Origin of the sequence: Leucobacter sp. UCD-THU (genome assembly GCF_000349545.1) — a bacterium.
Taxonomy (GTDB): domain Bacteria; phylum Actinomycetota; class Actinomycetes; order Actinomycetales; family Microbacteriaceae; genus Leucobacter; species Leucobacter muris.
Genome location: NZ_KB714600.1, coordinates 80,986 through 105,647, shown reverse-complemented (window position 1 = coordinate 105,647; position 24,662 = coordinate 80,986). Strand labels below are relative to the sequence as shown.

Sequence of the window (24,662 nt, the reverse complement as noted above, 5' to 3'; positions counted from 1 at the left end):
GGTCGGGGCTGCTGGGCGGGCTGCGGGTCAGGGGTGTGGATCGCGCCCGGGATCGCGGCCGGGGTCGAGCCCCGGACCCGCCGCGGCCTCGTCTCCCGCCCGCGCCAGCGATGCCGCGCGGCGCACCTCGGCGATCGCGCGCGGGTGGGCGAGGACGCGGAAGTGCCCGCCCGTCTCGACGCGCACGTTCCGCGCCCCCGCCAGTTCGCTGCCCTCGGGGATGTGCGGATCGAAGCGCGGGAACACCGAGACGATGCGCGCGTTCACGTCGAGCGACCGGGCGAGGAGCGACAGCGTCGCATCGCGCGGCGAGAATGAGCGCAGCGTCGAGCCCAGCAGGAAGCGCGCGTACCGCGACCCGCCGAACGGGGTCGAGATCGCCACCATCGCGCGCACGCGCGGCGCCGAATCCCCGAACGACATGACATGCTTGCCGATCAGGCCGCCCTTGCTGTGGGCGACGATCACCACCCCGTCCAGGCCCCGGGCGGCCAGGTACTCGTCGACGAGTCGCGCCCCCGCGGCGACGGGCACGCGGTTGTCGCGCAGCGGATCCACGACGTGCACGGGGTGGCCGCGCCCGTGCAGGTCGCGGATCAGCGGCAGCATGAAGCGCCACGGCTCATATACGCCGGGGATGATCAGCACGGGCGCCCGCGAGCCGTCGCCCTCGGCGAAGTCGCGAGGGTCCGCCCGCGAGAAGAACGCGCGCACCTGCCGCCACCCCGCGTAGAGATAGTCGGCGATCCACCAGAGGGCCCGCTGTGCGAGCCTCGGCCCCCGGTCGCGGTGCGCGTTCATCCGCGAGCGCCCGTCATGAGATCGGCCGGACGCTTGTCGGGCCGCCAGCCGCGCCACACCGCCTGCCGGAAGCTGCCGCCCGCCGTGCGGCCCTTCGAGACGACCTCGCCCACGAGCTCGGGCCGCACCCAGTGCGCGTCGCGACTGATCTCGGCGGGCACCTCGGCCGCGGGCTCTGCATGCTCGAGCGGGGCGAGGCGGGTGCGGATCGTGCGGCGCTCGGCCGAGGAGAAGCCGGTGCCCACGCGGCCCGCATAGCGCCAGGCTCCGTCCTGCCAGTCCGCGAGCAGCAGCGACGCGAAGCCCTGCGAGTCCGACGGGCTGTCGCGCCAGCCGATCACGACCGCCTCCTCCGCGAGGATCAGCGGGAACTTGCGCCAGTCCGATGAGCGCACCCCCGAGCGGTACCTGCTCGTCCAGCGCTTCGCCATGACCCCCTCCAGATGCAGGCGGAGACTCGCGGCGGCGGCGTCGCGCGCAGACCCGGCGAATACCTCGGGTAGCGCCGCCGGCACGCCGGGCATCGGTTCGACGAGGGCGTCGAGCAGCTCTCGGCGCTGCCGGTAGGGGAGCGAGCGGCAGTCTCGACCGTTGACGCTCAGCACGTCGAACACGAGGTACGAGGCGGGTGCCTCGCGGCGGGCCCGCTCGACCTCGGCACGGTCGGTCAGCCCGAAACGGCGCTGCAGCCGGCTGAAACTCGGCGCCCCGTTCGTGCCGAACGCGATGATCTCGCCGTCGAGCACCGCTCGATCGCCGTTCACGACCGCGGGGAGCGCGGCGAACTCCGGGTACGCGGCCGTGAGATCGCCGCCCGAGCGGCTGCGGAGGGCGCAGCGCTCGCCGTCGACGAAAGCGAGCGCTCGGATGCCGTCCCACTTCATCTCGAACGCCCACTCCTGCTCGTCGAGGCGCTCGAACTCGGCGGGGGAGCCGCGCTCGGAGAGCATCGGCCGCAGATCGGGATCGGGTGCCGAGGCGCCGGGATCCGGATCCGCTGCAGCCCGATCCCGAGCCGCCGGCCGGCGGTTCGCGCGACCCGCGCCCCGAACCCGCTCGCCTCCGCGAAGCGCCCCTGCTCGCGCCGCCGCCGCGTCGTCGCTCATCAGGTGGATCATCCACCGCGGCTTCCCGTCGGCCTCGCCCGCTCGGAACAGCGCGTAGCGCCGCGAGCCGCCGAGACCGCCGTCCGGGCGGCCGGTGAGCCGCACGATCACCTCGTCGTCGCGCCACTTCTCGAGCTCGTAGGTGCCGGCGTCCCAGATCTCGACGTTCCCGGCTCCGTACTCGCCCTTCGGGATGACCCCCTCGAAGTGGCGGTACGACATCGGGTGATCCTCGGTGGGTACCGCGAGGTGATTGACCGCGGGGTCGGTCGGCACGCCCTTCGGCAGCGCCCAGCTGACGAGCACGCCGTCGTGCTCGAGCCGGAAGTCGAAGTGCAGCCGTCGTGCCTCATGGCGCTGGATCACGAAGACGGGGCCGCCCCGCCGCTCGCCCTCCGCGTCGGCGTCGGCGTTGCCGGAGCGGGAGCCGGCGCGGTTCCCGGGGGCGGAGCCGGCGTCGCGCGGCGCTCCCGCCGGGGGCACCGGCTCCGGGGTGCGCGCCGCATCGCGCTTCGACCGGTAGAGGCTCAGGCGATCCGACACCGCGTGCGCGGCCGATAACTCCGTAAGTTCGGCGAGCGGGTCGCCCCGCTTCGCGACCCGCTGCAGCACCTCCCGGAACTCGAGCTGCTGCAGGTGCGGCGACGCGAGCTCGCGCCAGGAGCGCGGCGCGGCCACGGTGGGCGCGATCCTGCCCCTCAGCGAGTACGGGGCGACCGTGGTCTTCGACGCGTTGTTCTGGCTCCAGTCGATGAACACGTGACCGGGGCGCAGGGCCCGCTTCATCGAGCTCGTGATGTCGTCGGGGTGGTCGGCCTCGAGCGAGCGAGCCAGCTCGCGGGCGACCGCCGACGCCTGGTCGGAGGTCTGCGAGCCGTCGAGCGCGGCGTAGAGGTGGATGCCCTTGCTGCCGCTCGTCACCGGGATCGACGGCAGCCCCATGTCGCGCAGGATGTCGCGCACCAGGAATGCGACCTGCGCGCACTCGCGCAGCGTCACGCCCTCGCCGGGGTCGAGGTCGAACACGAGGCGATCCGGATTCCCCGGCTCGCCCGAGGCGTCGAAGCGCCACTGCGGCACGTGGATCTCGAGCGCGGCGAGCTGGGCGAGCCACACGAGCGTCGCCTCGTCGTCGACGAGCGGGTAGTGGTTCACGTGATCCTTGTGCTGGATACGGCCCGTGCGCACCCAGTCGGGCGCGGAATCGCCGATGTCCTTCTGGAAGAAGAAGTCGCCGCGGCCGTCGTCGCCCACCCCGTCGGGCCAGCGCTTGCGCGTCGCCGGGCGGTCGCGGCAGTGCGGCAGCATCGTCGGAGCGATCGCGCTGTAGTAGCCGATCACGTCTCCCTTGGTGGTGCCGGTGGAGGGGTAGAGCACCTTCTCCAGATTCGAGACCCGGATGCGGCGCCCGCCCACCTCGACCGTCTGCTCTCTGCGGGCCATGCCTACATGATCGTCGGTGGATCGCGCAAGCAGTAGACCTTTGACACCGCTGCGCGCTGTACTGTACGCATGAGAGCGATCTGGAGCGGAGCGATCACCTTCGGGCTCGTCAACGTGCCCGTGAAGCTCTACAGCGCCACCGAAGACCACGACGTCGAACTGCACCAGGTGCACGACAAGGACGGCGGGCGGATCCGATACCAGCGGCGCTGCGAGATCTGCGGCGAGATCGTCGAATACGAACACATCGACAAGGCCTACGCCGACGAGGACGACACGATCGTGCTCACCAAGGAAGATCTCGCGTCGATCCCGCAGGAGCAGGATCGCGAGATCTCGGTGGTGGAGTTCGTGCCCTCGGATCAGGTCGACCCCATGCTGTTCGAGCGCAGCTACTACCTCGAGCCCACCGGCAAGACCACGAAGGCGTACGTGCTGCTGCGGCGCACCCTCGAGAAGACCGACCGCACCGCGATCGTCGAGTTCGCGCTGCGGCAGAAGACGCGGCTCGCCGCGCTCCGCGTGCGCGGCGACGTGCTGCTGCTGCAGACGCTGCTGTGGCCCGACGAGATCCGTTCGGCGTCGTTCCCCGCGCTCGACAAGCGGGTGCGCATCTCGGCGAAGGAGCTGCAGCTCTCGGCCTCGCTCGTGAAGAGCTTCTCGGGCGACTTCGACCCGTCGGCGTTCCGCGACGAGTACCAGGAGGAGCTGCGCTCGCTGATCGAGGCGAAGCGGCGGGCGGGGGAGGCGCTCGACACGGAGGAGACGTTCGGGGCCGATGCCGAGGCTGGTTCCGGCTCAGGCGACGCCGAGGTGATCGACCTCATGGAGGCGCTCAAGCAGAGCGTGCAGAAGTCGCGCGCCGCGAAGAAGCGCGGCAAGGGGCGGGACGGGGCGGGATCGGGGTCTCGCTCGGGCTCAGGGGCCGGCTCGGCGAAGTCGGGCGGATCCGGATCTCGATCCGGGTCCGGGTCGTCGCGGCGCCGCAAGAAAGGCGCGTAGCGGCGCGTTCTAGTCGTCCTCGAGCGACCGCGCGGCGAGGAGCGACACCGGGATGTGGCCGGCCGCGAGCACCCCGGCCGCAGCGGCGATCCACGGATTGCCGAGGCCGCCCGCTGCGGCGAGGAACGCGATGACCGGCAGGATCGCCATCGGCACCGGCACGCCCCACCACGGGCGGTAGAGCGCGGCCGCGTCGCGTCCGGTGGCGAGGTAGCGGATCCATAGCGCGTAGTAGCCGGCGAGCGCGAGCAGCAGCGGTGCGAGCCACCCCGCGGCGACCTCGCCCGGGAGGGTGACGGTGGGAACGACCAGGCAGAGCGCCTGCCCGGCCCGCTCGAGGAGGGAGAGGATCTTCGGCGGTGCTATCCGGGGCAGCGGTGTGCGGGGCCGGAACGGGATGAGCAGCGGGTTGGGTGCGAGCACCGCGAGGCTGACGAGCAGGCCCAACGGCGAGAATCCCATGGTCGAAGCGTATCGCGGGTCGCGGGCTCTTGGTCTGGCGGTTGGGTGCCCCTAGTGTGAGAGCGTGAGCCCTGTGCAGCCGTCTTCTCCCTCCCGTTTCCTGCGTGTGGCGCTGGCCGCGGTGGCGTGGTTCAACCTCGTCTCGGCGCTCGTCGGCATGGCGGGCCTGACGCTCGGCGGCGGGCTCGGCATTCCGCTGGAGTGGATCGAGGGGAGCGTCTTCGACTCGTACTTCTGGCCCGGCGTGATCCTGGGAGTGGTGGTCGGCGGTGTGCAGGTGTTTCCGTTGGTCGCGCAGTACGGCCGGTACCGGCTGGCGTGGGGCCTGCACGCGGCGGCGGGACTCGTGATGATGATCTGGATCTTCGTGGAGATCGCGATCATGCTCGTGTGGTCGCCGCTGCACGGCATCTACTTCGTGACGGGCCTGCTGCAGACGGTGCTCGCGGTGCTGGCCCTCGGCGCGTGGCCGCGCCCCTTCTGGCGCCGCGATGCGAAGCGCGATGGCGATGAGGGATCGGGTGGCGCCGGCTGACTCAGTTGTTCTTGGTTCGAGTCCAGGTACCCCAGCGCAAAACTCCTTAGATTCCGCGGGAATCGGAGGAGTTTCATGGTTCCCGGTCACTCGAAATCCGGCCGCGGGGTCCTAAACGGGGTCCAAAACCCCTTTCGGAGGGTGCTCGCCGAGACGCGGTACGGGTTGTTCCGTATCGCCCGCGCACTGGCCGCAACGTCTGTGGTGGGGCGTGCGCACCTACTGGGTATGGACACCCGAGACGAGCCCCTGATTATGACCGGCGAGCAGGTCGCCGAGCTACTGCAGGTCTCGCCGCGCACGATCGAGGAATGGCGGCAGACGCACAGCGGCCCGCCCTTCCGTCGCGTCGGACGCCACGTGCGCTATCTGCGCTCCGAGGTGCTCGCGTGGTTCCAGGAGTTGGTGCGCCATGGCTAGGCCGAGACTGGAACCCGGCGAGATCGGTGCGATCCAGATCCGCACCCTCGCCTCTGGCCGTGTGCAGGCCACCGCGAAGATGCGCGACGAAGTCGGCGAGCTGCGCCGACTGAAAGCCACCGGCGACACTGAGGGTGAGGCGCGGACAGGTCTCGCGAAGCAGGCCGAGGACATCCGCTACCGCACCGTCGGCCCCGTGCTCGCCCTAGACGCCACGATCGCCCAGGCCTGCGAGGTGTTCGTCTACGAGAAGGAGCAGTCGCAGACCGTCGAGGACACCACGATGGAGTCCTACCGCTCGACGATCAAGCACGTCGTGAACCCCGCCTGCGGCAACCTACCGCTGAAGGATCTCAGCGTGCTGCGCTGCAACCGCGTCCTCCAGTCGATCCGCGAGCAGAAGTCGCTGTCTGCCGCCAGGCGTGCCAGGAGCGTGCTCTCGCAGGTGTGCCAGACCGGGATCGAGCACGAGGTGCTCGCCGCGAACCCGATCCGCGACGCGAGACGGCTGCCGCTGCCAGAGAAGAAGGAATCGGTGCTGAACCCCGCGCAGGTGATGGTGGTGCAGAGCCTCATCCACGACTGGCGCAAAGACGGTGACGGCTACGGGCCGCGCCCGAACGTCGCGGTGCTGGAGCACGTGATGTGGATCATGATCGGCACCAGCGCCCGCATCGGCGAAGTGCTCGGCCTACGCCGCTGCGATGTGGACGTGACCTCACGCCCCGCGACGGTGCTCATCGCCGGCACCATCAAGCAGAGCAAAGCGAACGGGCTGTATCGGAAGAACACCCCGAAACGCTCGCGGCAGAAGCGCCGCGTCGCGCTGCCGAGCTTCTCCGCCACCGCGATCCGCCGTCAACTCGCGACCGCTGATCGCGACCCGGAAGCGTTCCTGTTCTCGACGAAGACGGGCCGACCGCTCAGCGTCAGCAACTACGAGCGTCTGCTGCGCACCTTCGTGGACGACAACGCGGAAGCCCTGCAGCAGGCGGGTATCGATCCGACCGAGTTCTCGACGCACATCTTCCGCCGCACCACCGCGACGATCATTGACGCCGCAGCCGGCATCACCCTCGCCTCGCGCCTGCTCGGTCACGCGAACGAGCAGGTCACCCGCAGCAACTACGTCGTCACCGCCGAGATGGTCGACCCCGTTACTGCCGACATCATGGACGATGCGTTCACGGCGATGCTCGGCACCGCGGGCAGCAGCTACGAAAGCGATCTGCTGTGAGGCTGGGAGTGCGCCGTATGTGTCGGCCGATCGCTTGCCGTACCTGTCAGAGTGAGCTACGGTACTTGCACCGCGGTCATGTTCGAGCGGGATAGCGATCAGTTTTTCTGCTCCCCGCAAGGTCGAAAGCCACGGTGGTGTCGATTCGACACCACCGCAAGAGGCCCCGGCGTGGGCGTGCCGAATCGGCACCCCCCACGGTCCCGGCAAATTGCCGCCACCGTGGTTCCTGCGCTGGAAGTATCCGCTGCTGGCCTCCCAACTGTTGGGAGGCCGAGGCACTCGTGGCGGTGGTGGAAATTTTCCCGGACTGTGAAGCTCTTCTCTGGGAGTTGACCCTCCGCTTCGTCTCATCCTGACCAGCACTCAGCGTCGTCAACCGCAGAAGCTGCTGCGATGCCCAGCGCGATCCTCATCACGCTCTGCGGCTCCGCGAATCTCACGCCTGTGAAACGCCGCCACTCGATTCCCCTGCTGCCCGACAACTGATTCATGGACGTATGCCACCGATGGTGGGGCGTGCGCACCTCTCTCATGAGACGACTCGTGAGGAGGCTCGAGATGAAGGGCGGTGTGATCCTGTTCCGCGGCACCGGTGCTGCAGCGCGCCGCTACCTGGAGTCGGACAGGTCGACCGCCGACGAGTACTACTTGGAGGGCGGTACCGCGCTCGCCGAGTTCGCCGTGAGCGGCCACGACGGCGAAGTCACCGAAACGAGAACGTTCGATCCGGAGAGCTACGCGGCCTGGGTCGACTGGACCGATCCGATCACCGGCACGTCGATGGGAACGCCCCGAGCGGCAAGCGACAGATCGAAGGAGTCGCCACGCTTTGCGGAGATGGTCATCAACGCACCGAAGTCGCTCTCGATTGCCGCTGCTTTGCATCCGGAAGTCTCTGACGTGCTTGATGCGGCGCAGCGGGACGCGGCAGAGGAGATTCGCCGCTGGCTCGCGGAGCACTCAGTGACCCGGATCGGCTCGCGGAACGCACGCGAGATCGTGCCGGTGCATCAGTTGCAGACGGTCACCGTCGCGCACAAGACCAGCCGGACCGGTGACCCGCACCGGCACATTCACTTCCAGATCGGCACTCGCGTCTACACCGCAGGCAAATGGCGCGGACTCGACACTGCCGCACTGTTCAAGCAGCAAGGGGCGATCCGTGCCCTCGGCACCGCGGTCATCGCCGCGCACCCGCAGCTTGCTGCAGTGCTCGATCAGCACGGCCTCACCCTCGATTCGGCGACCGCTGAGGTGGCAGAGCTGGAGCCCCTCAACGCGGTCATGTCGAAGCGGGGCGCTCAGGTCGAGCGCAATCTTGCCCGCTTCGAAGCCGAGTGGGAAACAGCCCATCCGGGCGAGGAACCCGGCCCTGTCGTGCGGGCGAGATTGAAGGCGAAGGCGTGGGAACACGAGCGGCCGGGAAAGAAGCCCACGACGCTCGGCAGCGAAGCCGGCTGGCGCGCCCAACTCGAAGACGCCGGCTACACCCCGAACTTGCCCCGCGCACCGCGCACTGCACCCGTCGCGCTGGACGAGCTGCACATCGAGGAAATAGCCTCGCGTGCGCTCGACCGCTGCGCCGCAGGAGCCTCGACGTGGACGATGCACACGGTGCGCGAGCACGTCACGAGGATCACGACCGAGCATGGCGTGCAAGCCGAGCCAACGGACTTGCGCGAGTTCGTGCAACTCGCGACTCAGCTTGCGGCCGAGAATTGCTTCTCGGTGCTCCCGCCCGAGGCACCGACGCCGGAACACGTCGCGCATCTCACATCGCTACGAGTAGTTGCGGTAGAGACGGAGCTGCGCGACTTGCTCACCGCACGCGCGGAGAGGTCCATCGAGCCTGCCCCGGATGTCCGACAGCTCGCTGCGCGGGCGGGGCTGGATGACGATCAGGAACGCGCAGCATCCATCGTCGCATCCGTCAACCCACTTGTCGTGATCGAAGGCGCGGCCGGATCGGGCAAGACCACGATGCTCAAGACTGCCATCGCCGCTACAGCGTCGGAGGGCCGCTCGACGCGAGTCGTCACGCCGACGAAGAAGGCCGCTGACGTTGCAGCCCAAGAACTCGGCATCCTCACCGACTCCGTCGCCGCGCTCGTCTACGCACACGGGTTCCGGTGGAATAGCGACGGCGTGTGGACGCGCCTTCGGCTCGGCGACACCGATCCCGACACCGGCGGCACGTACCGCGGGCCAGTGACGAAAGCCCGGCTCGCGAAGGGTGAGCGGATCGTCGTCGACGAAGCTGGAATGCTCGACCAGGACAGCGCGCTCGCACTGTTGCGCATCGCCGACGCGGCTGACGCGACCATAGCCCTCGTTGGCGACCGCGCGCAACTCCCCGCGGTCGGACGCGGCGGTGTGCTCGACTTCGCCACCCGTCTCACTCCCACTGTCGTGGACATGACCAGCCTGCACCGCTTCACCGACGACGCATACGCCGCGCTTACTCTCGAGCTGCGGCACGGCCGCAACCCCGCCATGATCTTCGACCAGATCAACGCGCTCGGACTCATCAAACTGCACGAGGGCGACGACGACATGCAGGAGACCATCGCGAAGACTGCGCGCCTGGAGGACGCGATCACTGCCGCCACGAACGACGAAGCTCGGATGCTGAACGAACGCATCCGCGCCGAGCGCGTCGATCGCGGCGAGGTCGATGACGTGCGAACGGTATTCGGCAGCGACGGGCTCCCAATCGGAAAGGGCGATGTGATCCAGACTCGCCGCAATGTGAGCACACTCGGCGTCGCGAACCGGCAGACCTGGGCGGTTCAGCACGTAGGCGCCGACGGTGCGCTGAGCGTCGTGGAGACCGTCAGCAGCCGGAAGCAGCAGCGCACCGTGACACTGCCCGCGGAGTACGTCACCGAGGATGCGCACCTGGCGTATGCGGTCACCGCCTACGGCGTCCAGGGCGCGACCGTGAACGCTTCGCACACGGTGCTCACCGACGGGCTTGACGCCGCTGGCGTCTACGTGGGCATGACGCGCGGTCGCGAGACGAACTCCCTGCATATCGTCACCACCGACCTCGACGACGCGAAGCAGCAGTTCGTCGACGCACTCGCCCGAGACCGCGCTGACCGCGGCCTGGAAGACGCCACCGAACGCGCCCGCGAGGCCATCGTGGGCCTCGTTGCGGACGGGCCTGTGTCGATCGTGAGCGCAGAGCGTGACCGGATCGTCGAGCGGATCGCGAAGGCTGAGGCGGAGCGAGAGCACTGGGTATCGGCAGCCGCCACGTTGCGTGCCCAGTCCGAGCGGCACAAGGCCGAGTACGAGCCGCAGCGCGAGCTGGCGGAAGCCGCCGGTGCGAAGGTTGCCGCACTTCTCGCGAACGTTACGGAATCGCTGGCACAGGAAGCTTCGACGGACGGTGCCGAGCTCCTGGCCGCGCAGCAGGCCGCATACACGGCACACCGCACCAAGGAGAACGCGTCCCGCTTCCGCAGGCGCTCTACTACGCGAACCGCGAACGATGTAGACATCCGCCGCGAGGCTGCAGAGCGGGCCGTGCTAGACCGGTGGCAGAGCATTCCGCGCAGCGAGAGCGGACTGTCCGCGTGGGCCGAGGCCGTCGCACAGCGTCAGGCCGACCACGCACCCGAGATCATCGAAGCACGCGCGAAAGCCCAGCATGCCCACCAGATCGCCAGCGAGATCGCCGAGCGGCAGTCGCGGGAGTATATGGGCCTGTACGAGCGCGTGCTCGGGAACCGGCGTCCCAGTGCAGTCGCCGCTCGCGTGGAGTCCCTGCGCGAGCAGGCGGCGAAGGATCGCCGCTACCTTGCTCAGCTCGGGGGACTTCCGCCAGATGAAGCGGTGCAGGTCATCCGTGAGCGTGCCGCCAAGGACGAAGCTCAGCGCCTCGCCGGTGAGGAGGACCGCCGTGCCGCAGAGGCGCACGAAAGCTGCCTTGCCAGGACTCGGCACCGACACAGCGACCCGCACCGGACGCCGCCACGCCTTGGCTTGTAGCAAATAAACGACCTTGGGTATCGGTGGCGTCGCTGCTCGGGTGCCACGACTCCGCCCAAGCGGCGCGGCACTCTATCGGTGTCGGTGACCGACGGTAGCGTAGGACACGGCACTAAGAGCACAACTTAAAACGCGCCGTGCGGCGCGGAGGAGACCCACAGCATGGCACGACGCGCCGCGAAGCCGAAACCAACGAAGACACTCGAGCAGACCCCTGGTCGAGGGCGGTGAGCTGGTAGTGGCCCTCAAGAAGTCAGACCTGTACAGCTCCCTGTGGAGCAGCGCTGACGAGCTTCGCGGCTCGATGGACGCTAGCCAGTACAAGGACTACGTCCTGACGCTGCTCTTCGTGAAGTATGTCTCGGACAAAGCCAAGGCTGACCCCTACGCCCTGATCGAGGTGCCCGAGGACGGCTCCTTCGACTACCTCATCACCCTCAAGGGCAAGCCGGACGTTGGTGAGAAGGTCAACGTCGCCATCCGCAAGCTGGCGGAGGCGAACAGCCTGCAGGGCGTCATCAACAACGCCGACTTCGATGACCCGACCAAGCTCGGGTCTGGCAAGGACCTCCAGGATCGCGTCTCAAACCTGATCGGCATCTTCCAGGACATCGACTTTACCGGCTCTCGGGCCGAGGGCGATGACCTGCTCGGGGACGCCTACGAGTACCTGATGCGGCATTTCGCCACACAGTCCGGCAAGAGCAAGGGCCAGTTCTACACGCCTGCTGAGGTCTCTCGCGTGATGGCTCAGCTGCTGCAGATCCCGACTGGAACGCCGAAGTCGACGACGGTCTACGACCCGACCTGTGGCTCTGGCTCGCTGCTGATCAAGGTGGCAGATGCGGCGCCGAACGGCCTGACGATCTACGGCCAGGAAAATGACAACGCCACCTGGGCTCTGGCTCGGATGAACATGATCCTTCACGGCAACGAGACCCACGAGATCGTGCAGGGCAACACTCTGGCCGATCCGAAGTTCCGCGAGGGCGACAAGCTCACCACCTTCGACTACTTGGTGGCCAACCCTCCGTTCTCGGTCAAGACCTGGAAGAACGGCGTTGAGAAGGACTACGGCCGCTTCGACGGCTTCGCGACGCCACCGGACAAGAACGGTGACTACGCCTTCTTGCTCCACATGGTCAAGTCGCTCAAGTCGACTGGAAGCGGCGCGGTCATCCTGCCGCACGGTGTGCTTTTCCGTGGAAACGCCGAGGCGCAGATCCGCAAAGAGCTGATCAAGCGCGGCTGCATAAAGGCCATCATCGGCCTGCCGGCGAACCTCTTCTACGGCACCGGAATCCCTGCCTGCGTCTTAGTTCTCGACAAGAAGGATGCTGCCAGCCGCACGGGCATCTTCATGATCGACGCCTCCAAAGGCTACGAGAAGGACGGCCCGAAGAACCGCCTGCGACCACGCGACATGCACAAGATCGTCGATGCCTACGTTCGCCAGACGGACATCGATCGCTTCTCTCGCTTCGTGTCGAACAGTGAGATCGAGGACCCGAAGAACGACTACAACCTCAACATCCCTCGCTACATCGACTCGTCCGAACCGGATGACATCCAGGACCTGCGCGCCCATCTGCAGGGTGGCATACCGAACCGCGACCTCGACGACTTGCAGCTTTACTGGGACGCCTTCCCCGGCCTGCGCGAAGAGCTATTCTCGCCTCTGCGCGATGGCTACTCGGAGTTGAAGATCAGCAAGGCCGACATAGAGTCGACGGTGCTCGGCTTCGACCAGTACCCGGTGATCAGCTCAGGTACGACGGATCTCGTCAAGTCGTGGTCGCAAGCGAACCGGGCGGTCCTCGAGGGGATCGAGTCCTCGACCCGACCGAACGACCTGTCGTTTGATCTCGGCGAATCGCTCTTAGAGAGCTTCCGCTCGCACCGACTGCTCGACGAGTACGCCGTGTACGAGCAGCTGATGAGCTACTGGAACGCATCGATGCACGACGACGTCGCCTTGATCGTTGGCGAAGGCTGGGACGCCGCAGCCAAGCCTCGTGCCGCCCGTAGCTGGAAAGACAAGAACAACAAGACCAAGTACGAAGACGCTCATCTGACCTTCGGCACCGGAGCCAACGCCAAGCGCTGGGTCATGGACCTTATCCCGCCGAGCTACATCATCGGACGGTTCTTTGCCGATGAGCAGGCTCAGCTCGGCCAGCTGACCGCCGACTTCGAAGCTGCGACGCAGGCGATCGAGGAGTACACCGAAGAGCACGCCGTCGAGGAAGGTCTGCTCTGGGAGGCTGTCGAGGACGACAAGATCACCGCGACCACGGTCAAGAACCGGCTGCGCGCTGCCAAGGCCGAGGGAGCCGATCCCGACGAGATCAAGGCGCTGAACCACGTTGCCAGTCTGTTCGCCACTGAGGCAGCCGCCAAGAAGGCAGTCAAGGGAGCGACCTCCAAGCTTGAGGAGCAGGCGCTGGCTCAATACGGCAAGCTCTCCACCGACGACATCAAGAAGCTGGTCGTCGACGACAAGTGGGGCGCCACCATCGAGGCGGGCATCGAGAGCGAACTTGTGGCAGTTGTTCAGAAGTTCACCGCTCGCCTGCGTGTGCTCGCCGAACGGTACGAGGCCACGGCCAGTCAGCTCGACGCCGAGATCGAGACATTGAGCGCGAAGGTCGCGGGCCACCTTGCTGCGATGGGGGTCTTGTCATGACGCCCTGGGCAGAGAAGAAGGTCGGTGATCTGATCGACGGTCTCACCGCTGGCGTCAGTGTTCGCTCTCGCGATGGGGACCTCTCCCGCCCCGCAGTGCTCAAGACTTCCGCCGTCGCAAACGGAAGAGTCGACTTCCGAGAAACCAAGGCGATCGTCGCCGCTGATGTATCGAGGGCGAAGTGCGCGCCGGTTCGCGGCTCCATCGTTATTAGCCGCATGAACACGCCAGCGCTCGTGGGCGCCGTTGGGTACGTGGAAACCGACGAGCCGGGCGTGTTCTTGCCTGATCGTCTTTGGCTCGCGCGCGGCAGGCGGACGGCATCGATGGACATGCGATGGCTGAATTACGCACTGGGATTCGGTGATGTCGCGACTAGCGTCCGAGAGCTGGCAACCGGGACCAGCAACAGCATGAAGAACATCCCTAAGGCGCGATTGCTGGAATTTTCGTTGCTAGTACCGAGCCCGGAAGAGCAGCGGGCGATCTCGAGCGTGCTCGTCGATGTTGACGGTCTGATCGCGTCTCTCGAACGTCTCATCGCGAAGAAGAAAGAGATTAATCAAGGCCTAATGCAGACAATGCTGACGGGAGCAACGCGACTCGCTGGCTTCGGGACACCATGGTCGGTTCGCCGAATTCACGAAGTTCTTGCTCCGAGATCCGAGTTGAATGTCTCTGGCGAGAGTCTTGAGGTTCTGAGTTGCACGAAGCATGAGGGCTTTGTGAGGTCGCTCGACTACTTCAAGAATCAGGTGTTCAGCCGTGACCTCAGTTCCTACCGAGTGATCCGTCGAGGCGATATCGGTTACCCCGCAAACCACATCGAAGAGGGCTCGATTGGCGTGCAGGAGATCTACGATCGCGCAGTCGTCAGCCCGATCTACGTGGTCATGTATCCCATCGGGGGCAACGACAGCTTCTTCCTTCAGCGACAGATGAAGCTCGAATCCTTCCGACAAAAGTTTGCCCGCGTCATGAATGCCTCCGTAGATCGTCGAGGAAGTCTTCGCTGGAAAGAGTTCTCGCAGATCGAAGTGCAGGTACCAGATTTGGATGAGCAGTATGCCATCTCTCGTGTGCTCCGTGATGCCGACAACGAGATCGCCGCCCTAGAACGTCGCCTCGCATCTGCTCGGGCTATCAAGCACGGCATGATGCAGGAGCTGCTGACTGGCCGGACACGTCTCACTGAGGAGGGCGCAACATGAACGCCGTAGGTCAGATCGAACGCAAGACGCAAAGCCGTGTGGTGGCTCTCTTCCGTGATCGGCTCGGCTACGAGTACGGCGGCAACCGCGAGGATCTCGATAACCACAACATCGACGAGGCTCTGCTGATCCAGAACCTGAAGGCTCGAGGCTACGACGACGAGTTGATTCGTCGTGCGGCCTCACCGCTCCTGACCGCCGCCTCTCTGGCAGATGGTCAGAAGCTCTACGACTTGAACCGCAAGTTCTACGAGCTGCTTCGCTACGGCGTCAAGGTGAAGCGCGACGTCGGCGAGACCACCGAGACGGTTTGGCCGATCAACTGGGAGAATCCGCAGGCCAATCACTTTGTGGTGGCCGAAGAAGTCACCATCAAGGGCGAGCACACCAAGCGCCCCGACATCGTGCTCTACGTCAATGGCATCGCGCTGGGCGTGATCGAGCTGAAGCGCTCGTGGGTCAGCGTCAGCGAGGGCATCCGCCAAAACATCGGCAACCAGAAGCAGCACTTCGTACGGCCGTTCTTCACGACCGTCCAGCTGCTGTTCGCGGGCAACGACGTAGAGGGCTTGCGCTACGGCGTGATCGATACGCCCGAGAAGTACTGGCTCGAGTGGAAGGAGTCCGGCGAGGAGCCGAGCCCGCTCGACCGTTCCCTGCTCCAGATGTGTTCCAAGGATCGGTTCCTGGAGATCATCCACGACTTCATCGTGTTCGACTCGGGGGTCAAGAAGACCGCCCGACACAACCAGTTCTTCGGCGTCAAGGCGGCTCAAGAGCGCGTCCGCAGCCGCGAGGGCGGCATCATCTGGCACACGCAGGGCTCGGGCAAGAGCCTGACGATGGTCTGGCTAGCGAAGTGGATTCGTGAGCATCAGACGGATGCCCGCGTGCTGATCATCACTGACCGCACCGAACTCGATGAGCAGATCGAGAAGGTCTTCGGTGGCGTCAACGAGTCGATCTATCGCTCGACTTCGGGCGCTGACCTGATCGGCAAGCTCAACCAGAGCCAGCCATGGCTGCTCTGCTCGCTCGTCCACAAGTTCCGCTCTGGTGACCAGGCCGACGACGCGGAGGAGACCGACAGCGACGAGTTCATTAAGGAGCTGGGCTCCCGCATCCCGGCCGACTTCAAGGCCAAGGGCAACCTGTTCGTCTTCGTCGACGAGGCGCACCGTACTCAGAGCGGCAAGCTGCACAAGGCGATGACCGCCCTGCTGCCGGAAGCGATGTTCATCGGCTTCACTGGCACGCCGCTGCTCAAGGCCGACAAGATGACGAGCATCGAGACCTTCGGCTCGTTCATCCACACCTACAAGTTCGATGAAGCCGTCCGCGACGGCGTGGTGCTCGACCTGCGCTACACGGCTCGCAACATCGATCAGGACCTGATCGGCCCGGAGCAAGTCGATAAGTGGTTCGACATCAAGACCAAGGGGCTGACTGACCTCAGCAAGGCACGCCTTAAGAAGAAGTGGGGCACCATGCAGAAGGTCGTGTCGGCTCGTTCGCGTGCCGCCATGATCGTGCAGGACATCTTGATGGACTTCGAGCGTGAGCCTCGTCTGCTGTCTGGGCGCGGCAACGCGATGTTGGTGAGCGAGAGCGTCTACCAGGCCTGCAAATTCTACGAGATGTTCGTCCAGGCGGGCTTCAAGGACAGGGTCGCCATCGTGTCGAGCTATGTCCCGACCGCTACCTCAATCTCGAAAGAGGACGCTGGTGCGGGCGACAACGAAGAGCTGATCAAGTATGACATCTATCGTCAGATGCTGGCGGACTACTTCCATGAGTCGGCAGACCAGGCGGTGCTGCGAATCAAGGAGTTCGAGAAGGACGTCAAGCGTCGCTTCATCGAAGAGCCTGGCCAGATGCGGCTGCTGATCGTGGTCGACAAGCTCCTGACCGGCTTCGATGCCCCAAGCGCCACCTACCTCTACATTGACAAGAAGATGCGGGACCACGGCCTGTTTCAGGCGATCTGCCGCGTCAACCGGCTCGATGGTGACGATAAGACCTACGGCTACGTCATCGACTACCGCGACCTGTTCAAGTCGCTGGATCAAGCTATCTCGGACTACACCTCGGGTGCTCTCGACGGCTACGCCAAGGAAGACATCGAGGGGCTGCTCAAGGATCGCACCGAGCAGGATCGACAGGATCTGGACGAGGCCCTGGAGCGAGTTCGTGCCCTCTGCGAACCTGTGGCTCCGCCGAAGGGAACGCTGGAGTACCAGCACTACTTCGTCTCGTTCGAGCCGGGCGACGCGGCGCAGATCAAGCTCAACGAGCCGAAGCGTGTCGAGCTATACAAGTCGGTCGCTTCGCTGGTTCGTGCTTACGGCACCCTGGCGAACGACATGGAATCGGCCGACTATACGGCTGCCGAAGCGGCGTTCATCAAGAGCGAGGTCGCCCACTTCGTCGCCGTCCGCAATGAGGTCGAACGTGGTGCTGGCGAGAACATCGACATGAAGCAGTTCGAAGCAGGCATGCGTTCGCTGCTCGATACCTACATCCTGGCCGAGCCGTCCGAGACGGTGGCGATCCTGGACCAGGGCTTGGTGCAGTTGATCGTCGAACGCGGTGCCGGTGCCATCGACACCCTGCCGGAAGGTATTCGCAAGAATCCCGAGGCGGTGGCTGAGACCATCATCAACAACGTCCGCAAAACCATCGTCGACGAACGGGCGCTGAACCCGAAGTATTACGACCGGATGTCTTCATTGCTCGACGCCATTATCGAGCGTCGTCATGAGGAAGCCGAGGCCTACGCAGACTTCCTCAACGACCTGCTTTCCCTGACTGCTCAGGTCGGCAAGAAGGAGTCGGACACTGCCTACCCTGCTTGGGCATCAACTCCGGCTCGTCGGGCGCTGGTCGATTTCAGCTGGCCAAGCGACATAGTCATCGAACTCAAGTACCTGAGCGACGTCATCCAGAACAACAAGGAACACGCCTGGGCGGGCAACCCTATTAAGGAGCGTGCCCTGGCTCGCACGCTTCGCCGCGAGCTGCCGGATGGCTTCGACGCGGAACGCCTGGAGGCACTCGTGAAGCTTCTGAAAGAGCACGATGAGTACCGCTAACGCCTACCTCACCGTCGCCGGCCTTGGGATTGATGTCGTCTACAAGGACATCAAGAACCTGCACATCTCGGTCTACCCGCCGGTCGGGCGAATTCGTGTTGCCGCCCCGGACACCATCGACGAGGATACCATCCGCCTTGCGATCGTCCAACGTCTGCCGTGGATCAAGAGTCAACGAGAGCAGCTGCAGAAGGCAAATCGCCAGACCAAGCGCGAGATGCAGTCTGGCGAAACCCACTATGTATGGGGCCAGCGATACCGGCTCGATGCTTCGCGCACCTCGGGCAACTTCCACGTCGAGACCAAGGGGCAGACGCTCTGGGTAGTGACACCCGCCGATGCCGATAGCGAGTCCAAGCTCGCCGCCCTGGATCGCTGGTACCGCCGCGAACTCAAGGCGGCCTTGCCTGCCCTGCTCGCTAAGTGGCAGCCAATCGTAGGAGTCGATGCCGACAAGATCGTCGTGCGGCGGATGAAGACCAAGTGGGGCACTTGCATGACTCACTCCCGCACGATCTGGATCAATCCGGAGCTGGCCAAGAAGAACCCGCGTTGCCTCGAGTACATCGTCGTGCACGAGCTGACGCACCTGCACGAACGCAGCCACAACCGGCGCTTCACAGACTTGATGGATCAGTTCCTGCCGGACTGGCGCGCACGCCGCGACGAGTTGAACGACGCTCCGCTGGCCGACGAGGAGTGGGGGCTGTAGATGGCGAACACGCTTGGCCCTGGAGACGTGCGCGTCGGACGTCTGTTTGATGGCGTTGATGACACTGTTCCCGACCAGGCAGCCGTGCTGACCTTCGATGAGAAGCATGGTGCTGAACTCGCCATCCCGTACTACTACGAACAGGACAGCGGTCCGAACCCTCAATACGTCAAGACTCGCGAGTGGTTCGACATGAACAACGGCACTCTGCCAAAGACGCTTCTGTTCGAGGACAACAAGGGCTACGTCACCCTCACCGGGACGATGTCTGGCGGCTACTCAGGGATTGATCGCATCGTCGGAAAGGTGAAGGCTCAGGCGGCCATTTTCGAGCGTCCGCGGAGCTACAAGGACGAGTACCTCGTCAGAGAGTTCATCTCAAACATCGATGGCTTGCGAGAGTTCGCGCGCTTCAGTCCGGTCCAGCACGAGCAAGAGCGAGGCGAGAACGGTCGCTACCGGACGACCGTGGTTCTCGACGCCAACGAGTGCGTTGATTGGGAGAGCGGCGGATTCAAGTACGCGATCCAATCGAACGTTGCCTGGCACGGTACGCCGGGGCGAAGCTTCGTGATCGATGACAGTAATCCGTACATCAGCACGGTCAGCGAGAGTGGGGCGGCGATCGCCGATCACTTCTCGGCGCACTGGGCGGTGCGAGTACTTCTGAGCCTGGTGTTCGGGCACAAGCTCGCGTGGCGATCCCATAAGTTGCGAGATGACGCGTTCCCTCTCTGGATGATGGACGGCAGCGACCGCGGTGCTCACTCAGTGGAGGTGCAGATGTACGGCACCGTCGCACAGCATCGCGATCCTGTTCCGAAAGAGAACACCTTCGTCTTCGGTCTGTTCCGGCTGGATGATATCGGGGCGGACGGTATGCGTAAGTGGATCGAGCTGTACGCCGACGAAGTTTTTAAGCAAGCAGTTCAGCCAGCGGCCGAAGTGATCAACGGAGCAAGTCGCTTCCTCGAGCCGCAGCTGATGATGCTCGCTATCTCGCTCGACCGTTTCGGCTACTACCGCTTCAACGACAAGAGACGGCGCTCGATGCGCGACCACATCGTCAAGTGCCTAGAGGCGGCGAATCTCGACTGGCCTGAGATCGGCAGTCGCATCGGCATCGCAAAAGCGATCTCGAACGTCAACAACGACCTGAAGCACCCCGACCGAGAATCCTACCCCGACGCTGACGTCTTGGCCGGGGTCAAAGAACTTGCCGAGGTGATCGCGCGAGCCCAGCTATTCGATCTGCTCGGCGTCGACGACAAACTTCGCCAGCAGTTCACCACCGGCAACGACGTGCGGAACGCAGTTGGGATCTTTGAACACGCCAAGCTCACGGTAACCGATGAGGGCGAGTTTGTCCGCGGAACGCAGGGCATCCCAGAAGTTGCGACAGAGGGTAATCAGGAATGAGCGAACTCGACCCAGTTGGCGTACATATCGGCACCTTGATGAAGGTGGTGCACATTGACGAAGAGAACCAAGCGATCCACTTCAAGCTTCCTGACGGCCAGACAGGACGCGCATCGGGCTTCACTGCCCTGCCGAAGGTTGGAGCGACCATCATCCTGGGCAAGGACAGGTGGGAGGAGACGCCGAGTGAGGTCTGGCAGGAGACCAATTCGGTCGCGGTTGTTCTGCGAGTTCTTGAGAACTCAGTGCTCGTCGAGCTTGGCAGCTTGACCAGGCTTGTCAGTAATCCCAGCGAAATCGACGTCAAGGTCGGATACACGGTCGAGTACAACGACACCGACGGCATCCAGAGGGTCATCTCGGAGACGCCGATACGCAGTGGTGGACTCGACATCGATCTAGAGCAGGTACGCAAGCAGTACCTGATCGAGAACTCTGAGAACGAACTGACCTTTGACGATTTCGGCGGCTACCCGCAAGTGAAAGAGCGCGCACTCGAACTGATCGAGACGCAACTCGACCGTCGGGAGCAACTCAAGAAGATCAAGGCCAAGCCGGTCAAGGGCATCATCTTCACCGGGCCTCCTGGTACTGGCAAGACCCACTTGGCGCGCATCATCGCGCAAGAGTCAGAGGCCGACTTCTACCTGGTCAGTGGACCGTCAATTGTCAGCAAGTACCTCGGCGATACCGAAGACACCTTGCGAAAGATCTTTCAGGCTGCCGCAACGAGCAAGAACGGCAAAGCCATCGTCTTCTTCGATGAGATCGACAGCATCGCCGAGCGCCGAAGCAGCGACTCGCACGAGGCATCGAAGCGCCTGGTAGCTCAGCTGCTTACCGAGATGGACGGCTTCGACGACAAGAACCAGAACGCGAGCGTGATCGTGATCGCGGCGACCAACCGCATCGAGGTACTCGACCCTGCCCTCACGCGCCCAGGCCGATTCGACTGGGAGATCGAATTTGAGATGCCGACACTTCAAGATCGCCTCGAGATTCTGGCCGTACGAGCGAAGCACCTTTCTATCACCGGAGAGCTCCCTCTCGAAGACTTGGCGGTACTCGCAGAGGGATGGTCAGCGGCAGAACTGACATCTATCTGGACCGAGGCGGCACTCGTTGCTGCTGGAGACAGCCGAGAGGCGATCGCGGCTGAGGACGTCGCCCAGGCATACGAGCGAGTGGCCAGCCGCCCTCGTCGCCAGCAGTCAGAGGAGGCAAGTCGATGAGCGTCTGGAACAAGATGAAGTCGCTGTTCCACTGGAAGCGTCGCGACGTCAGCACGGGCACGAAAAGCGACCTCACTGGTGACGTCCTGCGTGAGTTCGTCTACCTCGATGAGGTGAGCGTCCGCAGTCTGCTGTCATCGCAAAAGGGTGGTGTTACGGACTCGACTTCCGAGCAGAAGACCTCTGGGCGTCAGGCGGAGATCGAAGGATCTGTCTCCGTAGAGCCCGGTTTTCTTACCAAGGCCGAAGTAACCTCCCGTTATCAGACGAGCAACAGTAGCACCGTTCAGACTTCCCGCAAGGCGACTGTGCAGTCTTGGTTCCGTGAACTACTCGCGATACCTGACTTGCGTTTCATCCAGCCGGTCAAGATCGACTCGCCCGTGGACGATCCAGCCAAGATCAAGCAGGAAGGGAATCAGTCGCGAGCGTCCCGATCGCTGGACTTCCAGAGGGGATCCGTCGTCGAGTTCCGGGTGAAGCTATCTGCAGACCCCGTATTCCACCTCGGAACAATGGTCTCAGAGTTCACCGGCATGGCCGAGGACTACCCGGAGATGTTCGCGGCGGACAACGGTCTCGCTACTCTTCGAGAAGTCCAGCCGATCAACAAGATCCTCCAGCGTCTCCTTGCTGGCCTGATCCCAATTCGAGCGGAGGCAATCGACTACTCTGTAGTCGAGATTGATGGGGAGGAGTTTGTCGTCCACAACGATCTGCTCACTGATCTTGAACTCGACCGCAAGCCTCTCGTGATTGTTGGGGTGACCGAGCATCTGGCCTACTGGAAGGATTTGCGGAGAGTTCTATTCTCCGACGCCGAGTTCACGGTGCTTTGCCGAGTCTCCCGTGACGGGCTTCAGCGTACGTGGACACCGGTGAAGCTTGCCGATCTGTTTCGTCCGTTGGTTCCGAAGCTGGTCGACCAGATCAATGCAGCGGGACGCGTACCCTTCGTCTCGCGGCAAACATCGGCTGCGGCTGCACCCGTCAACGAGAAGATGGTGGAGGCTCTTTCGAACTACAAGACGGCGCTACTAGGCGAATCGGACGCCCAACTCAACGCAGAGCAATCTGCCGAGATTGAGCTCGAGATCGCCGCACTGCAGGAGCGGGCCGGCTCAGCTTACGAACAGCGGACGGCATTCGCGCTGCTCAGGGAGAAGATCCGCTCCATGTCGGGTGTCGATGTCGAAGCGTCGACGGATCTGGAGCTTCGCGAGCAGGCTCGTCAGGCAAGCGGACTACCTCTGTTGCCGCTTCAAACTTCATCGATCGTTCAGGCTCAGGCATCGACAGCTGTGCCTGATATCCCAGACGAGCGTTTACTGGATGTCGACGTGATTGCGATCTACTGGTAAGACGTCAGGCGATCCGAACTATTCAGGAGTATGCGTACCGAATGTGAGTGACGTAGATTGTGCAGAACCGATGGGAAGCTGTGGTGGATCAGGCGCTACGGAGAGAGCTCGTTGGAGAGCAGGAAGCCGCTGAGTGGCGAGTCGTCCTAGCTTTCCGCTGACCCCTCACTCCCAGGTATAGAGATGGGGATTCCACCGCTCTCTTGCTGTAGAGGACAGCGCCGGATCGGCAAAGCTCGCGACTGCGGTAAGGATGTCGGCGAACGCCGCGGGAAGTTCGACTTCGCGGTGGGATCGGGTGCGCCACGCGCGGTACTTTTCCTGCGCTCGCTCGTTCATCGGCGCGAGCCCAGGCAGCAGCGGTGCAAGTGTGACCTTGCGGTACTCAGCGACAGCCTCGATCGAGGTGCGGAGTTCGTCTGCGTCGACCGAATGGAGGCGGATGAGGGTGTAGACGTCAGCGAAGTCGCGCCAGCGAGTGTTGGCGACGCCGCGGTCGATTGCGGTGACGATCTTCTCGGCGAGCACCATTGTCAGCGGGTATCCCAGTAGCGCCACTGGCGGGAGACCGAGATCGGTGACACGAGGCAGCTCGATGAACTGGGGTTCTGGCCAGATGGGGTCGCCGAAGTTCACATCCATTCCGACGGTCAGCCGGGCAGTGCCGAGCGTTGCGATGAGCTTGACCCGTACCCCGGCGTACTCGTCCTCGTCGCGAATCGTTGTCGCAGTGACGCTCGCGGGATCGAACACGAGGCCGTCGGCAAGCTCTAGCCTCGCGATGGCGCGGACACGTTCGGCGACCTCGTCAGGATCATCGGTGAGCCGGGTTGCCTGCAGATCGATGTCTTTCGTCGGGCGGCGTGCGGCGAAAGCGGCGAGCAGCACACCGCCCTTCAGAACAAAGTCATTGCGATACTCAGAGAGCGCGATCCGCGCCAGCAGCCCTTCGAGCGCGTACAGGGTCATCAGCTCCTGCACGTCTCCGCCGGTTTGCCGGGCAAGTTTTCGGAGGGCGATGGTGGCGTCGCCCGCGGGAGTTCCGTGCTGCGGGTTTGGGCTCATAGCAGGACCTCCAAGGCGTGCTGGATCGCGGAGCGTGCCTTCGGGAACTCCTCGGCCATCGTGAGCAGCGAACCGGGACTGTTGCCGCGCCCACGCAACCACTGCTTGAGTGCGCCGAGGGCGAGGTCACTGCCCCAGGCGTGACGCAGGCGGAACAGATCGATGAGGGTACGCTCAGCAGAGTAGAGGCCGATGGATGATCCGTCCGGCAGCGCATGCTCGGTGTGGCCGATGCGGAACGTGTCCGCGTCGAAGCGGTGCCAGGCGATGGGCGCGTGGTGAACGGTGACCGGTTGTGTGCCGCGCGGGATGGCGATGTCGCTCCGGGTGGGAATCTCGTCGGTCAGATCGTGCAGAGAAAGCGCTGTCAGCAGACACAGCGTGGCGTCGGGTCTCTTGGCTGCGATGGCGATCCAGGCCGCCGTCGTGTCGTCCGTGAGTCCTGATCTGAGGAAGAGCCCAGGAGCGATGCGCTCGAACTCGCCGGACTCGATCAATCGATCGAGTCCGTGCCGAGTGAGACCCTGTGAGCCCAGATCGTCGTAGCTCAGTAGATCGGGTAGCGTCGCGATGTCCCTCACCACCTCTCATCAGCAGAATCCGTCACAGATACAGCATACCTGTTATGGTTTCTGTTGGGCGGTGTTGTTTCGAACGAAGTCGTGGTGCTGTCCGCCGGAGAGGATGATGACCAGTCGGCCAGCTCAGGATAAAGACCTCGCACAGCATGGGCGCGTGTGAGTGGATCGCATCCGTGGCGATGCAGTCGACAACGCTACTCATGACGTTATGACGACGCTTCCAGCGGGGTCCGAAACGGGGTCCTAAACCCCTCCCCGGGGTCCGAATGAGGCCGTATCAACCCGCGACAACCCGTAG

Annotated in this window: 17 protein-coding genes; 12 read left to right on the top strand and 5 right to left on the bottom strand. The window is 64.3% G+C overall.

Annotation, left to right across the window (positions count from 1 at the left end):
* Nucleotides 1–27 precede the first annotated feature (27 nt).
* On the bottom strand, nucleotides 28–801 hold the full coding sequence (locus tag H490_RS19945; protein WP_017883187.1) for an esterase/lipase family protein: 774 nt from the start codon (nucleotides 799–801) through the stop codon (nucleotides 28–30).
* Nucleotides 798–3,350: an ATP-dependent DNA ligase gene (locus H490_RS19940; RefSeq protein ID WP_017883186.1), complete on the bottom strand. Its 2,553-nt coding sequence runs from the start codon at nucleotides 3,348–3,350 to the stop codon at nucleotides 798–800. The genes H490_RS19945 and H490_RS19940 overlap by 4 nt, the downstream gene beginning before the upstream one ends.
* A gap of 69 nt (nucleotides 3,351–3,419) precedes the next feature.
* Here H490_RS19940 and H490_RS19935 point away from each other — a divergent pair, with 69 nt between their 5' ends.
* Nucleotides 3,420–4,352 (top strand): Ku protein, encoded by a 933-nt coding sequence (locus tag H490_RS19935; protein WP_017883185.1) that lies wholly within the window; start codon nucleotides 3,420–3,422, stop codon nucleotides 4,350–4,352.
* A gap of 9 nt (nucleotides 4,353–4,361) precedes the next feature.
* On the opposite strand, the gene H490_RS19930 is transcribed toward H490_RS19935, so the two are convergent.
* Nucleotides 4,362–4,814 carry a hypothetical protein gene (locus H490_RS19930; protein ID WP_017883184.1) on the bottom strand — a complete coding sequence of 151 codons (453 nt, stop codon included), beginning with the start codon at nucleotides 4,812–4,814 and terminating at the stop codon, nucleotides 4,362–4,364.
* A gap of 64 nt (nucleotides 4,815–4,878) precedes the next feature.
* On the opposite strand from H490_RS19930, the gene H490_RS19925 reads away from it, so the two are divergent.
* The 11 genes from H490_RS19925 (at nucleotide 4,879) to H490_RS19880 (ending at nucleotide 22,718) form a co-directional block, all read left to right on the top strand.
* Nucleotides 4,879–5,349 carry a hypothetical protein gene (locus H490_RS19925; protein ID WP_238560307.1) on the top strand — a complete coding sequence of 157 codons (471 nt, stop codon included), beginning with the start codon at nucleotides 4,879–4,881 and terminating at the stop codon, nucleotides 5,347–5,349.
* Between the two features lie 228 nt (nucleotides 5,350–5,577).
* Nucleotides 5,578–5,769, top strand: a complete 192-nt coding sequence (locus tag H490_RS19920) for a helix-turn-helix domain-containing protein (RefSeq protein WP_031289729.1) — start codon at nucleotides 5,578–5,580, stop codon at nucleotides 5,767–5,769.
* Nucleotides 5,762–7,006 carry a tyrosine-type recombinase/integrase gene (locus tag H490_RS19915; RefSeq protein WP_017883181.1) on the top strand — a complete coding sequence of 415 codons (1,245 nt, stop codon included), beginning with the start codon at nucleotides 5,762–5,764 and terminating at the stop codon, nucleotides 7,004–7,006. The genes H490_RS19920 and H490_RS19915 overlap by 8 nt, the downstream gene beginning before the upstream one ends.
* A gap of 561 nt (nucleotides 7,007–7,567) precedes the next feature.
* Nucleotides 7,568–11,005 (top strand): MobF family relaxase, encoded by a 3,438-nt coding sequence (gene mobF / locus H490_RS19910; protein WP_017883179.1) that lies wholly within the window; start codon nucleotides 7,568–7,570, stop codon nucleotides 11,003–11,005.
* 238 nt (nucleotides 11,006–11,243) lie between these two features.
* Nucleotides 11,244–13,691, top strand: a complete 2,448-nt coding sequence (locus tag H490_RS19905) for a type I restriction-modification system subunit M (protein WP_017883178.1) — start codon at nucleotides 11,244–11,246, stop codon at nucleotides 13,689–13,691.
* Entirely contained in the window at nucleotides 13,688–14,902 is a 1,215-nt protein-coding gene (locus H490_RS31980; RefSeq protein WP_031289728.1) for a restriction endonuclease subunit S, read from the top strand. Before H490_RS19905 ends, H490_RS31980 begins: the two co-directional genes overlap by 4 nt.
* A complete protein-coding gene (locus H490_RS19900; protein ID WP_031289725.1) occupies nucleotides 14,899–17,994 on the top strand; it encodes a type I restriction endonuclease subunit R in 3,096 nt (1,031 codons plus the stop codon). The genes H490_RS31980 and H490_RS19900 overlap by 4 nt, the downstream gene beginning before the upstream one ends.
* Nucleotides 17,981–18,706 (top strand): M48 family metallopeptidase, encoded by a 726-nt coding sequence (locus H490_RS19895; RefSeq protein WP_017883175.1) that lies wholly within the window; start codon nucleotides 17,981–17,983, stop codon nucleotides 18,704–18,706. Before H490_RS19900 ends, H490_RS19895 begins: the two co-directional genes overlap by 14 nt.
* Nucleotides 18,707–20,125, top strand: coding sequence for a hypothetical protein (locus H490_RS19890; protein WP_017883174.1), 1,419 nt, complete (start codon nucleotides 18,707–18,709; stop codon nucleotides 20,123–20,125).
* Complete coding sequence (locus H490_RS19885) at nucleotides 20,122–21,357, top strand: ATP-binding protein (RefSeq protein ID WP_017883173.1); 1,236 nt, start codon at nucleotides 20,122–20,124, stop codon at nucleotides 21,355–21,357. The genes H490_RS19890 and H490_RS19885 overlap by 4 nt, the downstream gene beginning before the upstream one ends.
* Nucleotides 21,354–22,718: a hypothetical protein gene (locus H490_RS19880; RefSeq protein WP_017883172.1), complete on the top strand. Its 1,365-nt coding sequence runs from the start codon at nucleotides 21,354–21,356 to the stop codon at nucleotides 22,716–22,718. Before H490_RS19885 ends, H490_RS19880 begins: the two co-directional genes overlap by 4 nt.
* A gap of 165 nt (nucleotides 22,719–22,883) precedes the next feature.
* Here the strand turns inward: H490_RS19880 and H490_RS19875 are convergent, their stop codons facing one another.
* A complete protein-coding gene (locus H490_RS19875; protein ID WP_031289722.1) occupies nucleotides 22,884–23,783 on the bottom strand; it encodes a nucleotidyl transferase AbiEii/AbiGii toxin family protein in 900 nt (299 codons plus the stop codon).
* Nucleotides 23,780–24,364, bottom strand: a complete 585-nt coding sequence (locus H490_RS32275; protein ID WP_193743381.1) for a type IV toxin-antitoxin system AbiEi family antitoxin domain-containing protein — start codon at nucleotides 24,362–24,364, stop codon at nucleotides 23,780–23,782. Before H490_RS32275 ends, H490_RS19875 begins: the two co-directional genes overlap by 4 nt.
* Nucleotides 24,365–24,662 lie beyond the last annotated feature (298 nt).